The following is a 16,160-nucleotide window of genomic DNA, read 5'->3' on the forward strand; positions in this document are numbered from 1 at the left end:
CAAAAATGCCCGCTATTAGTGCGGGCAATATAACGACGGTTTATTCTACCAGATGAGCATTCATTATTGAGTGACCGAGGTTGTAGTTTCGTATGGCGTAAGCAAAAAAACACCTAATTTCAAGTCACTCAACGTCATTACTTACCTGCTTTTTCTCGAACGTCTGTGAGCTTAGAAGCGATTCGGTTAACACCTTCGTGAGCAAAAATTTCGTCCAAGTTCATTGATAGTTTACGACGCCAGTTAGGGTATTCGTCGACCGTGCCAGGAATGTTTACTGGCTTATCCATCTCTAGCCAATCTTCAAGTTGGACGCTAAGCAGTGTTGAACCACCAGCCGCTACGTGCAGTTGAAGTGCCTCAGCAAGGTAAGAGTCCATCGGTACTTGGCTCGCATCGCGACCTACACCTTCAGGAAGGAAACCGTGCCATGCGACTGAATCTAAGATACCTTGCTTGCACTCTAGACGGTCATCGAACAAGGCTTCTAGTTGCTCAGCATCTGGGTATAAGCCAATCTCTTGGCCCATTTTCAAGTCATCACAGTGCCAGAAACCGCGAAGTGTTGGCATATCGTGCGTACACAGTGCCGCCATTGATTGTGAAGCGTAGTGTTTCGGTGAGATGAAACCACCATCTTCTTCTGATGTTTCGAAGAAGAACACTTTGTAAGAATGCACACCGGCATCAGCAAGAATGTCGACAATTTCATCAGGCACTGTGCCTAAGTCTTCACCGATAACGCTACATTGGTAACGGTGAGATTCAAGTGCCAGAATCGACAGCATATCTTGTACTGGGTAGTAGATGTACGCACCTTTAGTTGCGTTCTCACCCTTTGGAATCCACCACAAACGCAGTAGACCTAAAACGTGGTCAATACGCAATGCACCACAATGCTTCATGTTTGCACGAAGTAGCTTGATGTAAGCATCGTAGCTTGTCTCTTGCAGTACTTCTGGGTTTAGCGGAGGTAGACCCCAGTTCTGACCCAAAGGACCAAGAATATCAGGCGGAGCACCAATACTCGCGTCCATCACTAGGTTGCCTTCGTCAGCCCAAGTTTCGCTGCCTGAATCTGCAACACCTACTGCTAAGTCACGGTACAGGCCAACGGCCATGCCTTTCTCTTCAGCAAGAGACTGTGCATCGTTGATCTGGCAATCTGCTAGCCATTGCAGGTACATGTACAAGTGAACTTTCTCTAGGTTCTCTTTGATGTATTTCTGCGTTGCTGGGCTGTCGAATGTGCGGTATTTCTCAGGGAATACCGGCCATCCCCACATGCCAGAATCTTCTGCGTGCAGTTCACCATGTAGAGCATCAAACGCGGCTTGATGCATCAGGCTATCGCCACCCTCTTCTACGAAGGCTAAGAATGCTTGTGCACGGTCACTGTTCTTGTCTAGATGACGAGTCTTAAATTCTGCGAATAGCAGAGGCAAGATGCTCATCTTAAGCTCAGACACCTCGGTGTAGTTTACCCAGTGTGCTTCACGCGCTTTTTGTAGGCGCTGTTGGAACTCTGCGCTGCCTACTGTTTGTTGTGCTTCTGCACTCAATGCAAATTCAGGTACTGAGCTCACATCAATGTATAGGATGTTCAACCAGCGACGTGAAGACGGGCTGTATGGGCTCGCACCTTCAGGGTTCGCAGGGAACAATGAGTGAATCGGGTTTAGACCAACGAAATCACCACCGCGAGAAGCGATATCCGCAACAAGCTGTTTTAGGTCACCGAAATCACCAATACCCCAGTTGTGCTGAGTTCTTAGTGTGTACAGTTGAACACTTGGTCCCCATAGCTTTTTGCCTTGCTCGATTGGCGACTGCTTGAAACACGCTTTTGGCGTAATAATCAGCGTCATCTCGTAAGGCTTCTTACGGCGCTTACGGCTCACAATTAACTTGTGATAACCCCACGCCAAATCACTTGGCAATGCAAACACTAAAGGGCCACCCTCGGCACGCTCGTCACGAACGACTTGAGATTGAAGATAGCCTTCAAGTACCTCTCCTTGCTCGGTTTCTAAGCGCCAGCTGAACTCACTTTCACGAGCACTGACACCTAGGTTAAGCGCCACTTCTACTGGCTCACCATCACGCAAGACAAGAACTGGGTCTAGTACATCTTTTTTGTGTTTTCTTTCTGCTGACTTTAATAATGCATCATCGCTGCTTGTATCATAGCCCAATGAAGCCAATAGAGACGTGATAGTTTCGTCTGATACCTGTGCTTCATCGCCCCACGCACTAACGTAACTGTCGGCAATGTTTGCCATTTCTGCGACTTGTTTTAATACGGTCTGTTCTTTCATCGCTCTCTCCGAAAACGCTCTGACGCTTTCTATTTTGTAGGGTTGTTAATTTAATTTTTTACTAATCAATTAGCTTGTGACAATCGGTTTGTAAGCAGCTTGTTTAGAAACGACAAACCGTTAAGCCTTTCGTTTGCTCACAAGCTAATTGAGCCAAGGCAGAAACTGCCTTGGCTACTTTGGAAGTATTAACGGTTAACCGCTTCAAGTTTCCAGATGTTGTTCACGTAGTCGCGGATAGAGCGGTCTGATGTGAACTTACCAACCAATGCGGTGTTAAGAATCGCTTTCTTAGCCCAACCTGCTTGGTCTTTGTATTGCGTACCCATGTCTTCGTGCGCTTTCACGTAAGAGGCAAAGTCAGCAAGACATAGGTAAGGGTCACCACCGTCTAGCAGGCTATCAAACGTTGCACGTAGAAGACCTGGTTGACCTGGAGTGAACTCATCGCCAGTCAGTAGGTCTAGAGATGCTTTCAGTAGTGGGTCTGCATTGTAGTAGTCGTATGGGTTGTAGCCCTGAGCTTTCAGCGCTTGAACACCATCAACGTCTAGGCCGAAGATGTAGATGTTTTCATCGCCAACTTCTTCACGAATCTCAACGTTTGCACCATCCATCGTACCGATAGTTAGCGCGCCGTTTAGAGCCATCTTCATGTTACCCGTACCAGATGCTTCTTTACCCGCTAGCGAGATTTGTTGAGAAACGTCTGCTGCAGGGATGATGATTTCAGCCATGCTTACACGGTAGTCAGGAATGAATACCACTTTCAGTTTGTTACCGATGCGAGGATCGTTGTTGATCTTCTCTGCAATCTTGTTAACCGCGAAGATGATCTCTTTCGCTAGGTGGTAACCCGGTGCTGCTTTCGCTGCGAAGAAACATACGCGTGGCTCACACTCGAAACCAGGTTCGTTAAGAATACGGTGGTACAGAGATAGAATGTGTAGCAAATCTAAGTGCTGACGCTTGTATTCGTGTAGACGCTTGATTTGAACGTCGAAGATAGCGTTAGTATCTAGCTCGATACCCATGTTCTCTTGAACCCAATCAGCTAGGCGCTGTTTGTTTTCTTTCTTAACAGCCATGAATTCTTTTTGGAATTTCGCGTCTGTTGCAAACTTAGCGATGCCTTCTAACTGCTCAAGTTTTGCAGGCCACTCAGTGCCGATCTTGCCAGTAATTAGCGTAGATAGACCTGGGTTACAGAACTTCAACCAACGACGTGGCGTGATGCCGTTCGTTACGTTAGTCAGTTTACCTGGGAAGATTTCGTTGAACTCAGGGAACAGATCTTTCTTAACCAGTTGTGAATGAAGTGCAGCTACACCGTTTACTTTGTAAGAACCAATCACACATAGGTTTGCCATGCGAACCATGCGGTGGAAACCTTCTTGGATGATAGAAAGCTTCGCTTGTTTCTCACCATCACCAGGCCACATCTTGCGAACTTCTTGCATGAAGCGGTGGTTGATTTCAAAGATGATTTCCATGTGACGTGGAAGAAGACGGTTGATCAGTGATTCAGACCAAGTCTCTAGCGCTTCTGGAAGTAGTGTGTGGTTCGTGTAAGCGAACGTGTGAGCACTGATTTCCCATGCTTGATCCCAAGATAGACCTTTCTCGTCAATCAGGATGCGCATAAGCTCAGGAATTGCGATTGTTGGGTGCGTATCGTTAAGCTGAATCGTTTCTTGCTTAGGCAGATCTTCTAGAGAGAAACCTGCTGCTTCGTGACGACGTAGGATATCGCGAACAGATGCTGCTGAGTGGAAGTACTGCTGCATTAGACGCAGAGTCTTACCTTTCTCGTGGTTGTCGTTCGGGTAAAGTACTTTAGTGATGTTACCAGCATCGATTAGCGAGTGTTGCGCTTCGAAGTAATCACCGTTGTTAAAGCTTGCTAGTGAGAATGGTGCAATTGCCTGACATTCCCAAAGACGCAGTGGGTAAACCGTGTTTGACTCGTAACCCACGATAGGTAGATCCCAAGGCATTGCTTTTACTTCCATACCTGGAACCCAAGTACGTACTTCTTTACCGTCAATGAATTCAACTTCTACATGACCGTAAAAACCAATGTGCTGTGCTAGCTCTGGACGAGCTACTTCCCATGGGTAACCTTCAACACCGCGCCATGCGTCAGGTGCTTCTTGTTGGCGACCGTCTTGGAAAGACTGTTTGAATAGACCGTATTCATAGTGAAGACCGTAGCCTACTGTTGGGTATTCTTGAGCAGCACAAGAGTCCATGAAACAAGCAGCTAGACGACCAAGACCACCATTACCTAGTGATGGGTCGCGTTCTTCTTCTAGAAGGTCAGTCAGATTTTGACCTAGCTCTTCCATTGCATGAGTGATCTGTTCGTACAGACCCATGCTGATTAAGTTGTTACCAGTAAGACGTCCAATCAAGAATTCTAACGATAGGTAGTTAACGCTCTTCGCATTTTTGATTTTTTCATCATTTTCAGTTTCTAGCAGATCAAATGTTGTTAGTTCAGCTAGTGCACGACCCATTGCTAGGTACCATGCGCGGCTATCTGCATTTTCTATTGTAGTTGCGTAGGTTGCAGAAAGGTGCTTCTTAACGCTTTCTTGGAACGACACTTTATCGAAAGTTTTTTGCTGAGTTGGTTTCATTTCAGAAATCTCGCTTTTAATAGTTCTAATTCATCTGTGACATATCGTGCATGGTCACCAATAAGTAAACATCCTCCCGCTAACGCAACTGACTAGGAGTAGATGGGAGGGCGTAGGGGGCGTACCGACATAGGGTTAGTGATCTGACTCTCATGTTCTGACTTCGAACAAAAACTTGGAGTGACTAAGATCACAAGCTCCCGTTCGATAACTTACCTTCAATTGATGTGACTTTTATTTAAGCGGATTAAAGTCATTGTCAAATCTGACATTCAGATCACGAAAATATTTTCCAACTCTCATCTTTTGCATAGATTTCCGTGTGGAAATGAACAATGTCACATTCAAAAACCAACCCGTAACGTGAGCAAAGTCGCAAATAAAGGGCGTAGACATCCAAAAACATGCAGAAGCGCAAGGTTTCTGAGGAGGATCATAGTCGGTATCGTTTGGCTTCACGTAATATGAGTAAAGACTTAAGTAATTAGGCTAATGTCTTTGAACCGTACTCAACGATAGATTGAGATAATTCAGAACATAGCCACGGAATAGGTGAAAAACTTCGACATGTGGATCCCATCGAAACTGACTCGTCCCGGCCGCTTACATAATGCAATCCTACGACCTAGGGTGCTCGATCTGCTTCAAAATGCAGATTGCTATAAGCTCGTGTTATTCCGCTCTCCAGCGGGCTACGGTAAAACCACCATGGCTGCACAATGGTTAGTAGATAAACCCAATGTGGGTTGGTACAGCATTGATGATAGTGACAATGATGCCTTCCGCTTTATCAACTACCTACTTCAATCACTTAATAAAGCGACTCAAAATGCCTGTCCAAACGCCCAAAAACTGGCAGAAAAGCGACAATTTTCATCGTTGCATTCTTTATTGAGCGAAGTATTTGCCGAGATGTCTGAATTCCATCACGAATGTTTTCTCGTGTTGGATGACTATCATTTGGTCAACAATGACGACATCCACGAAGCAATGCGCTTCTTCCTCAAACACATGCCTGACAACCTAACGCTGGTTGTTACCAGTCGTGGTACGCCACCACTTGGGACAGCAAACCTGCGTGTTCGTGACTTAATGATCGAATTAGGCAATGATTCGTTAGCGTTTGATACCGAAGAAACCACACGCTTTTTCAACCAACGTGTTGCCGATGGCATTGATGACACGACGGCAGATAGCATTTGTAACTATGTAGAGGGTTGGCCTTCTGCACTGCAACTTATCGCGCTACAAGCACAACACCAAAAACGTACCCTTGCACAGTCTGCAGAATCGTTCTCTCACTTTAACCATGCCCACCTTTGGGACTACTTGGTTGAAGAGGTATTCGATCTGTTAGATAAAGAAACCCGACAGTTCTTGATGCAATGTTCTGTACTTGATCACTTCAACGATGAGCTTGTTTGCGCACTTACACAGCGTGAAGATGCACTCGGTATGATCGAGTCACTCAACCGTTTTGGGTTGTTCATCTATCCGCTTGAGGGCGAGAAAAACTGGTATCGCTTCCACAACCTGTTTGGTGAATTCCTAGCACATGAGCGTCAAGCTCGAATCCCTCAACAGGAAGCTGAGCTACATCGAAGTGCGGCAAAAGCGTGGATCAAACAAAATACGCCACACCAAGCACTGCGACACGCGCAACGCGCTGAAGATCCAGAACTGATCATTCAAATCCTGACTGAACACGGTTGGCCGATGTTCAACCAAGGTGAGTTGTCATCACTAGAGATGGCGATCAAGCAACTGACCACCGACCAACTTTACAGTGAGCCTAAGTTGTCTATGTTGCGTGCTTGGCTTGCACAAAGTCAGCACCGTTATGATCAAGTCGGTACATTGTTGGAGGAAGCTGAGACTCAATATCAAGCTCGAAACATTGAACTCGATACTCAGCAGCAAGGTCAATACAACGCCTTGCGCGCCCAAGTTGCCATCAACAGCAATGAACCTGAGAAAGCATTGGAATTGGCTGAGCTTTCGTTGAGTCAGTTGAACACCACCGTTTATCGTAGCCGCATTGTCGCAACCTCGGTTGTTGGCGAAGTGAATCACGTAATGGGTAACCTAAGCCGTGCGCTACCGATGATGCAGCAAACAGAAAAACTGGCACGCCAGTATCAGGTTTACCATCAAGCACTGTGGGCAATTCTGCAACAGAGCGAAATCCTGATTGCTCAAGGCTATGTTCAAGCTGCATTTGAGCTACAAGACAGCGCCTTCAAGTTGATTGAAGAGCACCAGCTGCAATATGTACCTCTGCATGAATTTTTGCTTCGTGTTCGAGCTCAGATCTTTTGGTGTTGGAACCGACTAGATGAAGCGGAAGAGTGTTGCTACAAGGGCTTAGATATCCTTGGTCATCACTCTCCGAGCAAACACCTTCACAGCTACTCAATGTTGGCTCGTATTTCACTAAGCCGCGGCGAGATTGATAAAGCGTCGAAGTTTATCGACCAGATACAGCACCTGTTGCGTCAATCAACTTACCACGTGGATTGGACAGCGAACGCTTCCCTTTCTTTGATTCTTTTCTGGCAAGTAAAAGGCGATAAAGAGGCGATACGTGATTGGTTGAGTGTGGCTGTTCGACCTGAATCGGCAAGCAACCACTTCTGCCAACTTCAGTGGCGCAACATCGTTCGTGCTCACATCATCTTAGAGCAATACGAAGAAGCCGAAGAAGCACTGACTTTCCTCAAGAGTGAGGCTCAGCGTTCACACCTGATTACAGATACCAACCGCAACTTGATCGTCGAAGCAGTGCTACGTACACAAATTAACGATGAAGACAGCGCACGCGTGCTACTTGAAGAAGCGCTTCATATGACTAACCAAACGGGTATGGTCGGTAACTTCTTGGTCGACGGTGGAACTATCGGGCATATCTTGGATAAGTTGAGCAACAAGCCAGGCTTGGGTGATTTAGAACGCCATCGTGCTCAACAAATCATGAAAGATATCTCCACAACCCAACGCAGCCGTTCAGTTCACTTCGATGAAGACTTTGTTGAGAACTTGGTTAATCACCCGAACATTCCTGAGCTTGTTCGCACCAGCCCACTCACTCAGCGTGAATGGCAAGTACTTGGTCTGATCTATTCTGGATTCAGTAATGAGCAGATCGCTCAAGAACTTGATGTAGCGGGTACCACTATCAAGACTCACATCCGTAACCTTTACCAAAAGCTCAACATTGCTAACCGTAAAGAAGCAATCAGCACGGCGGAGAACTTGCTGCAGTTGATGGGATACTAAAACGAATTCGAGATTCGAGAAAACATAAGCTAGTCACCTATGGTGGCTGGCTTTTTTTTCGCCTGGAGAATGGAGAATGGGGAGTAACCGATAAAAGCGAGATATAGCCAAACGACAGGCAAAAAAATAGCCAACCGCAATAATCGCGATTGGCTCTATATATTTGTGAACAAATCATAAGTTCACTAACAACGTCAGTTGGCTAGGTGACCCTCGGCTTAAGAAGGGTCAATGTATACAATGCAGTTAGCGTGCCAACTTTTATTCGACGTTTTATAAGCCCTGCATCGCATAAAAACCATGAATCTATCATGCGAATTGCAAAGTGCATTTGCATAATGCAACCAAGATGCAATATTGATAAGAGATCAGTTTCATCGCTGCTCTTAATGATAAATTACTAAGTGGTTGTAATTTAAATGTTAAGCAAATATTCACTTCAACTTATTGCCTTACAATTAATGGAGTAATAAAAGCCCTTCCTCAAAAGCATATTCATACTTTTTTTACACTAAAGTTTGTATACTGCACAAAATCATCCTCAACTCTATGAAGCAATGAACTACTTAAGTACTTTTTTCAAAGGCATGGCAATGGGCGCAGCCGACGTTGTTCCTGGCGTGTCGGGCGGAACCATCGCATTCATCACTGGTATCTACGATACACTACTAGAAAGCATTCGCAGAATTAACCCTAGCGTACTCGGCTTATGGAAACGCGAAGGCTTCAAGGCAGCATTTAACCATGTTAATGGTTTCTTCCTAATTTCACTGTTCGCAGGCGTATTCACCAGTATTGCGACATTCGCCAAACTGATTTCTTGGTTATTGGTCACCCACCCCGTTCCATTGTGGTCTTTCTTCTTTGGTCTGATCTTGGTGTCGGTTTTCCATATTCTTAAGCAAGTTGAGAAACGCGATATGATTCGATTCGTGTTTTTACTGCTTGGTGTTGCCTTCGCCTATAGCATTACTGTGCTCAAGCCACTGCAAATGGAGCCAACTAGCATCAACGTCTTGATTGCGGGTGCGATTGCTATCTGCGCGATGATTTTACCGGGTATCTCGGGTAGCTTCATTCTGCTATTGATTGGCATGTATGGCCCTGTTCTTGGTGCCGTTAAAGAATTTCAAATCGATGTGCTTGCCTTATTCCTTGGTGGCTGTGTGATCGGTCTACTGACTTTCTCGCACGTACTCTCTTGGCTATTGCGCTCATTCCGCGATTTCACATTAGTATTCTTAACCGGTTTGATGATCGGTACGCTACCTAAGATTTGGCCGTGGAAAGAGACCATCAGCTGGCGCACAAACTCAAAAGGTGAGCAAGTTCCTCTGATTCAAGAAAACCTTTCTCCGTTCGATTTTGAAGCTGTCACCTCTCAGCCTTCTCAGCTAGTCATGGCAATTGTGATGATGTTAGTTGCGATCGCCTTAGTTCTAGGGCTAGAAAAGTTTGCAGAGCGTAACGCTGACTAATCTGGAACATATTCAGAACGGATAGAACTTAGAAATACTCAGTTCACATCTCTATTAAAAACACAAAAGCGAAGCCAATGGCTTCGCTTTTTTAGTTCTACCATACGCACAAAATTGCTTTTTGATACAAGCACGTATTGAGGGGTGTGATAACATCGCCGCTCTTATAAAATTAGATGAGTACACAACATGCACTCTGCATTAAAGGTTGCTGCTCTTGGGCTCGCTCTCGTGGCAGGCTTTTATGGGCCGCAAACAATTAAACACTTTAAATCAGCGATGGAGCATACCTCTACTGACGTTAACTTAGACGATTACTGCATGCTTTCAACAATATCGTGTATGCAAAATGCGGTTGAGATGACACTCGATAGTGAGACGGCTCAGCCTCTAGTGCCAAGTAAAATCAAAGTAGTTTGGGAAGGCGCTGCCTCTAACACATTAATGTTGTCACTGACTGGTTTAGAGATGGAAATGGGCTCGGCACGTTTTCAATTAAAAAATATTGGCGACAATACCTATGAAGGTGACGTAATTTTACCTGTGTGCACCATGGATGAAATGACTTGGCTTGGCGAACTCACCGATGGTATTGAAACCGTTAACCCTGCAATAAGGATGGCAAGATGAGTAAGAATTGGTCGTTAGCATTAGTGGTAGCGTTTGTACTTGGTTTTGGTGTCAAAAGTTACCTTGATGGGCAAAACGAAGCTCAAGAACAACACGCAGCAAAACAAGAGTTATCTGCAACAACCCTTTTCGGTAAAGATAACCAACCAACGGAAATTTTTGACCAGACCGATGACAGAATTCGTATCGTTTACTTTGGTTTCACACGTTGCCCAGATGTGTGCCCAACTTCTCTAGCGATGTTAGCCGGAGCACTTAACCAAATTTCTGATGACGCAAAAGCCAAGATTCGCCCGATGTTTGTGTCGCTTGACCCTGAACGCGATGCAGCAGAAGCCTCGTACGAATACGCGCAATATTTCCACCCAATGATGGAAGGATTAAGTGGCCCGTTAGATGTAACAACTAGGCTTGCGCATAACTACGGTGTTATTTTCAGAAAGACCGAACTTGAAGGTTCAGAGCTGGAATACACCCTTGACCACAGCTCGTATTTTTATTTTTTAAAGCCCGACGGTACCTTAATTACTAAAGTGCCGCATACGTTAACGCCAGCGCCAATTGTTGAGGCCATCAACCAATTGACGCAGTAAAACGTAAAAACAAAGAACTTAACCAATAAAGTTCAAACATAAAGTCAGGTCCCAGACCAAAACATACAAATAAGGACAACAACATGAAGTTAAAAGCACTTGCTCTAGCAGGCTTATTGCTCACTCCTTTTGCTCACGCCAATAACGACATTATGGTTCATGACGCGTACGCTCGTGCAACACCGCCTTCAGCCGTGAACAGCGCGGTATTCACAACTCTGATGAACCACAGCGATAAAGATCGCGCTATCGTTTCTGCAACAACACCTGCAGCAGGCAAGGTCGAGCTTCATGATGTTATCGTGGATGGCGACGTAATGAAGATGCGCCAAGTTCAAGAGATCACGATCCCTGCGAATGGTGAAGCGGTACTTAAACCAGGTAGCCTACACATCATGTTGTTCGACCTAAAAGATGGTCTAAAAGAAGGCGAGCAGATCGAGATGACATTGACCTTTGCTAACGGCGAAAAACAGACCTTTGAAGCGCCAGTTAAGAAAGTAATGAGCGGCATGAAAAAGATGAATCACGATCATCACTAATCGTATTCACAATCAATGAAATAAATTAAGCCACGATGACTTCTCGCCACCGTGGCTTTTTGCTAAACTGAGCTCGCTTTTCATTCAAAGCCTGACCACATTAATAACCAAGGAGAATAGAAGATGATTGTAATGAACACACCAAAACTGGCAGTAAAAGTAACGCGCTAATTTGTTTGGTTAATCAAACTTAAACACCGATCTACCAACTTATCGTCATACATTGACGACCGCACACTTTTACCCGGTTTATTGTTGATCGTAATCGATCAATGTTTGCATGCCTGTAGCGCATGACTCGATCCGGGGTCCTATCTATTTGAATTCGACCCAAGCTCAAAACATTTTTGACGTCTCGATGCTTTTATCTCATCAACACTTTTTGATCTCGTCAATAACCTGAGATCTCACAAGATGTTAATGCTCTCATAAGAAAAGAAAGCTCGCACGTCTGGGTAAATAAACATGAATTCACAAAACGCATTTTCTCATCCAATGTCACTTCAACAACTTGGATGGCAACCTGTATTCCAACAACAACTGACACTCGAAGACTATGACCATTCCGTCATTGCTCGTATCGTCGCACATCACCGTAGTGGCTATACATTAGCTTCAGAGCAAGGCGAAATTGTTCTGCCCATCCACCAAAACCAACCAGCAATGACCGTTGGTGACTGGGTGATTTTGAACTCTGATCTGCAATTCGACCGTTTACTCGACCGTCAATCGCTCTTCCGCCGTAAAGCTGCCGGTAGTCGTGTAGCTGAACAATATATTTCAGCCAATATCGACACCGTTTTTATCGTGGTCTCGTTAAACAACGACTTTAATCTAAGCCGTATCGAACGCTACCTAGCGCTCGCCAATGAAGCACAGGTTGAAGCGGTTATCGTTCTGACCAAGAAAGACTTGTGTGACGATTACCAAGACAAAGTACAACAAGTGCAAAGCTTAGATCCGATGCTGATGATTGAAGCAGTGAACAGCCTTGACCAAGACTCGACCCAAGTATTGTCGCCTTGGTGTAAAACGGGCAAAACTATTGCTCTGATGGGTTCGTCTGGTGTCGGGAAATCGACGTTAGTCAACTCGCTGCTTGGGGAAGTTCAACAAGCCACGGGTGGCATTCGTGAAGACGACAGCAAAGGCCGACATACAACGACATCACGCTCACTGCACTTGCTAACATCGGGCGGCTTACTGCTCGATACTCCAGGAATGCGAGAGCTACAACTTGCTGACTGCGCTGAAGGCGTGAGTGAAACCTTTTCTGATGTTGAAGAATTAGCCATGCACTGTCGCTTCTCTGATTGCCATCATGAATTAGAGCCAGGATGCAAAATACGCAAAGCCATTGAGAGTGGTGAGTTGTCTGAGCGACGATTTAATAACTATCAAAAGCTATTACTAGAACAGGCCAGAAATGGCGCCTCGCTAGCAGAACAACGCGCGAACAGTAAGCAGCTTTCCAAGATGTACAAAACCGTTCAATCAGAAAGTCGAAATTTTAAAAAAGCTTCTGACTAAACCTTAGGTTAACGACTATAAGCTGTATTTGAGTCAAACTGAGCCCCATAGTGTTAAACACGTGGGGCTTTTTGTTTCAATTTGGTCTTCGTGTGACTATTTATGCACACAATGTTCTTATCAATAACCGTTTACATTTCAAATTTACAGTATATTGAATCTATTAGATGTCATTTTGCAGATTTATAGCTCAATGAAAATACATTTATTTAACATTTAGCTCTAAAAACACCACGTAGCGCAAACAATCACCCTAAAAGTAAACTATTCCTAGACACCCTCTTAGATCCCGCTAATATGACCGCCCATTCCACTAGTGTATAGTCGGATTTGGTACAACTTTATAAAAAGATACATCACTATAATAAATTAACAATTGCAGGTATTTTATGCAAAATCACAACATGCTCGCCCGCATCGCTCGTGGAAATCTCGTTCTACAGATCCTTGCTGGTATTGTTTTCGGTGTCGTTCTCGCCATGGTTTCTCCTTCAGCAGCTCAAGATGCAGGCCTTTTAGGTAGTCTGTTTGTTGGTGCTCTGAAAGCTGTTGCCCCAATTTTAGTATTCATTCTTGTCGCAGCTTCTATCGCAAACCAAAAGAAAGGTCAGCATACCCATATATATGCGTCCAATCATTGTGCTTTACCTGATTGGTACATTCTCTGCTGCACTGACTGCTGTCGTACTAAGCTTCATGTTCCCAACCACTTTGACACTGGTTGCGGGCGCTGAAGGTGCTAACCCTCCTCAAGGTATTGCTGAAGTTCTTCATACTCTTCTATTCAAGCTTGTAGACAACCCAGTTAGCGCTCTAATGAACGCGAACTACATCGGTATTCTTGCTTGGGCAATCGGTCTTGGCCTTGCATTGCACCACGCATCTGCGACTACCAAAGCGGTTTTCGAAGACCTAAGCCACAGTGTTTCGCACATTGTTCGCTTCATTATCCGTCTTGCGCCATTTGGTATCTTCGGCCTTGTTTCGACAACATTTGCTACAACGGGCTTCGATGCTCTGGCAAGCTACGGTCAACTATTAGCGGTTTTGCTAAGTTCAATGCTGATCATCGCTCTTGTGGTTAACCCACTGCTTGTATTTGTGAAAACAAAACAGAACCCGTACCCACTTGTACTGCAATGTATTCGTGAATCTGGTGTAACGGCATTCTTCACTCGTTCAAGCGCTGCAAACATTCCTGTGAACATGAATCTTTGTAAGAAGCTAAACCTGGACGAAGATACTTACTCTGTATCTATCCCACTAGGTGCAACGATCAACATGGCGGGTGCTGCAATCACCATCACTGTGTTAACGCTTGCAGCTGTACACACAATGGGTATTGAGATTGATATCTTTACAGCAATTCTACTCAGCCTTGTAGCTGCCGTATCGGCATGTGGCGCATCGGGTGTTGCTGGCGGTTCTCTGCTACTTATCCCTCTAGCATGTGGCCTATTCGGCATTTCAAACGATGTAGCGATGCAGGTTGTAGCGGTAGGTTTTATTATCGGTGTGATTCAAGATTCTGCTGAAACAGCGCTTAACAGCTCAACTGACGTCGTGTTCACTGCGGCTGTATGTAAAGCTGAACAAAACAAAGCTTAATAAACTTTTAGGTTTAGGTATTAGCTCTAAGCTCTAAGCTCTAAGCTCTAAAAGCAAATAGCATACAAGTAAAAAGGGAAGCATCAGCTTCCCTTTTTGTTATCTTGAGTTTCTCGATTAGAGCTATAATTGCCTATCAACAGCACACAGCCAGTGAGTGCAATCTACTGGCTTCTGTTCCAGTTAGACCCCACAGCGGACTGACTGAAGTCTAGAGGGTCACTATTCTGATTTGCGCGCTTCTCTGTTGTAGCATGTTCGGTAGTAGGTTGTTCGCTATAATCGATATTCGTATCTTGAGCATTCACCGTTTGAGTCTCTAAGCGGCTCGTATCTACATTCAACTCATTACCTTCTTCATCGAGCGCTTCTTTCACCTTCTTAGGAATTGGTATGTTGCGTTTGTAGAGCTTGTTGAGCGCTTTAATGATTGAGTGTTTAGTGATTGCTTCTTGGGTCAGCTTAGTCATGATCGGCTTAGTCAGAGCTTGTAAGCCCACGACGGCATCTACACCAAGCTCCCCACCTACTTTATCTCTCAAATGCTTAGCTTCTGAATAACCAAAATGAGCTGAGAGAAATAACCAGATGTAGGCAATAGCGTTACCGTGCTCACCATGGTCGATCCACGCTTCACCGGCTCTAAACATCGCTTCTGCACTGTTCTTTTCTGCGGCCGTCTCAAACCAGTAAACTGCCTCACCATGGTTAGGCTCAACACCAATACCGTTCAAATAACTCATGCCGAGTTTGATCTTGCCGTCTAAGTTATTTTTCTCTGCGGCCATCTGGTACCACTCGACAGAGCTTTCAGCCGAATAATCTGGATTTTCTTTGTCCAAACACCAATCACCAATAAACAGCATCGCTTCAGTATTACCACCTGTCGCAGACTCTTCGATATAGGTATAGCCTTTCGGGATGTTCTTATCGGTTCCACGACCAAAGACGAGCGCTTTACCCATCTCGAATTTCGCCGATACGTCATTGTCCAGGGCAGATATTGCCAACTGCCAAAAGTTGGCTTTCTCTCTTAAAATCAGGTCTTCTTTACGCTTCATACTCAAACGTACAATGCCGTACATGCCATTGATATTATCGAGTTGCGCTGCTTTATCGTACCAATACAGAGCTTCTTTAATATTGTTACGTTCCGCCTCCTTCGCCAAATACAGAATCGACGGTACATGTCCGGTTTCAGCTTTGAAATGACGCTCTTTTTGCTCTTGGATGCGTGCTTTTTCAATCGCCTTTCGGTAAGCGACAGCGCGAGCCTTACGCTCTTGTTCCAAGCGCTGCTTTCTTAACGATAAAGAGATCAGCCAGACGGCAACCAGTATTAACGAAAGAGCCGTTGCACCAATTGCGATTCCCATTGTACTCATAAAATATTTTAACCTAACTCGGTTGGTATCAGCCTCGGTGTCGAGGTGCTCTCAACCTATAGTGAATGTTTCGAATTACAGGGAAAAGCGCCGTTCTTAAAACGTTCCGCCCTAAAATGAACTTAGTTCAGTATCTCAGGAATACATAGCGATAAAAA

The 16,160-nt window shown here is 44.9% G+C and carries 9 protein-coding genes and 1 pseudogene; 7 read left to right on the top strand and 3 right to left on the bottom strand.

The genetic code is table 11. The features are described 5' to 3' along the window. Nucleotides 1-137: 137 nt before the first annotated feature. Together malQ and BCT34_RS13745 are read right to left on the bottom strand one after the other, a co-directional pair. Nucleotides 138-2,318 carry a 4-alpha-glucanotransferase gene (gene malQ / locus BCT34_RS13740; RefSeq protein WP_102300654.1) on the bottom strand — a complete coding sequence of 727 codons (2,181 nt, stop codon included), beginning with the start codon at nucleotides 2,316-2,318 and terminating at the stop codon, nucleotides 138-140. 188 nt (nucleotides 2,319-2,506) lie between these two features. Then, the gene (locus BCT34_RS13745; protein WP_069597239.1) at nucleotides 2,507-4,960 is read right to left on the bottom strand and encodes a glycogen/starch/alpha-glucan phosphorylase; all 2,454 of its coding nucleotides are present in this window, start codon (nucleotides 4,958-4,960) and stop codon (nucleotides 2,507-2,509) included. A gap of 567 nt (nucleotides 4,961-5,527) precedes the next feature. Here BCT34_RS13745 and malT point away from each other — a divergent pair. The 7 genes and pseudogenes from malT to sstT all read left to right on the top strand — a co-directional run bounded on the left by malT (nucleotide 5,528) and on the right by sstT (nucleotide 14,617). Then, the gene (gene malT / locus BCT34_RS13750; protein WP_102300655.1) at nucleotides 5,528-8,236 is read left to right on the top strand and encodes an HTH-type transcriptional regulator MalT; all 2,709 of its coding nucleotides are present in this window, start codon (nucleotides 5,528-5,530) and stop codon (nucleotides 8,234-8,236) included. 557 nt (nucleotides 8,237-8,793) lie between these two features. After that, entirely contained in the window at nucleotides 8,794-9,714 is a 921-nt protein-coding gene (locus BCT34_RS13755) for a DUF368 domain-containing protein (protein ID WP_076653036.1), read from the top strand. A gap of 189 nt (nucleotides 9,715-9,903) precedes the next feature. Next, on the top strand, nucleotides 9,904-10,344 hold the full coding sequence (locus BCT34_RS13760; RefSeq protein ID WP_076653038.1) for a hypothetical protein: 441 nt from the start codon (nucleotides 9,904-9,906) through the stop codon (nucleotides 10,342-10,344). Beyond that, on the top strand, nucleotides 10,341-10,937 hold the full coding sequence (locus BCT34_RS13765; protein ID WP_076653041.1) for an SCO family protein: 597 nt from the start codon (nucleotides 10,341-10,343) through the stop codon (nucleotides 10,935-10,937). Before BCT34_RS13760 ends, BCT34_RS13765 begins: the two co-directional genes overlap by 4 nt. 83 nt (nucleotides 10,938-11,020) lie before the next feature. Next, on the top strand, nucleotides 11,021-11,479 hold the full coding sequence (locus BCT34_RS13770) for a copper chaperone PCu(A)C (protein WP_076653044.1): 459 nt from the start codon (nucleotides 11,021-11,023) through the stop codon (nucleotides 11,477-11,479). 465 nt (nucleotides 11,480-11,944) lie between these two features. Beyond that, on the top strand, nucleotides 11,945-13,009 hold the full coding sequence (gene rsgA / locus BCT34_RS13775; protein ID WP_102300656.1) for a ribosome small subunit-dependent GTPase A: 1,065 nt from the start codon (nucleotides 11,945-11,947) through the stop codon (nucleotides 13,007-13,009). 389 nt (nucleotides 13,010-13,398) lie between these two features. Continuing rightward, a pseudogene (sstT, locus tag BCT34_RS13780) lies at nucleotides 13,399-14,617 on the top strand (serine/threonine transporter SstT). Between the two features lie 164 nt (nucleotides 14,618-14,781). Here the strand turns inward: sstT and BCT34_RS13785 are convergent. Continuing rightward, a complete protein-coding gene (locus BCT34_RS13785; protein ID WP_076654189.1) occupies nucleotides 14,782-16,002 on the bottom strand; it encodes a tetratricopeptide repeat protein in 1,221 nt (406 codons plus the stop codon). Between the last annotated feature and the right edge of the window lie 158 nt (nucleotides 16,003-16,160).

Origin of the sequence: Vibrio sp. 10N.261.45.E2 (assembly GCF_002875705.1) — a bacterium.
GTDB lineage: Bacteria > Pseudomonadota > Gammaproteobacteria > Enterobacterales > Vibrionaceae > Vibrio.

Bases quoted from the DNA above. Each gene is read 5' to 3' on its own strand.
- BCT34_RS13755 (WP_076653036.1), top strand. From the start codon at position 8,794: ATGAACTACTTAAGTACTTTTTTCAAAGGCATGGCAATGGGCGCAGCC.
- malQ (WP_102300654.1), bottom strand. From the start codon at position 2,318: ATGAAAGAACAGACCGTATTAAAACAAGTCGCAGAAATGGCAAACATT.
- BCT34_RS13745 (WP_069597239.1), bottom strand. From the start codon at position 4,960: ATGAAACCAACTCAGCAAAAAACTTTCGATAAAGTGTCGTTCCAAGAA.
- BCT34_RS13770 (WP_076653044.1), top strand. From the start codon at position 11,021: ATGAAGTTAAAAGCACTTGCTCTAGCAGGCTTATTGCTCACTCCTTTT.
- BCT34_RS13765 (WP_076653041.1), top strand. From the start codon at position 10,341: ATGAGTAAGAATTGGTCGTTAGCATTAGTGGTAGCGTTTGTACTTGGT.
- BCT34_RS13785 (WP_076654189.1), bottom strand. From the start codon at position 16,002: ATGAGTACAATGGGAATCGCAATTGGTGCAACGGCTCTTTCGTTAATA.
- rsgA (WP_102300656.1), top strand. From the start codon at position 11,945: ATGAATTCACAAAACGCATTTTCTCATCCAATGTCACTTCAACAACTT.
- malT (WP_102300655.1), top strand. From the start codon at position 5,528: ATGTGGATCCCATCGAAACTGACTCGTCCCGGCCGCTTACATAATGCA.
- BCT34_RS13760 (WP_076653038.1), top strand. From the start codon at position 9,904: ATGCACTCTGCATTAAAGGTTGCTGCTCTTGGGCTCGCTCTCGTGGCA.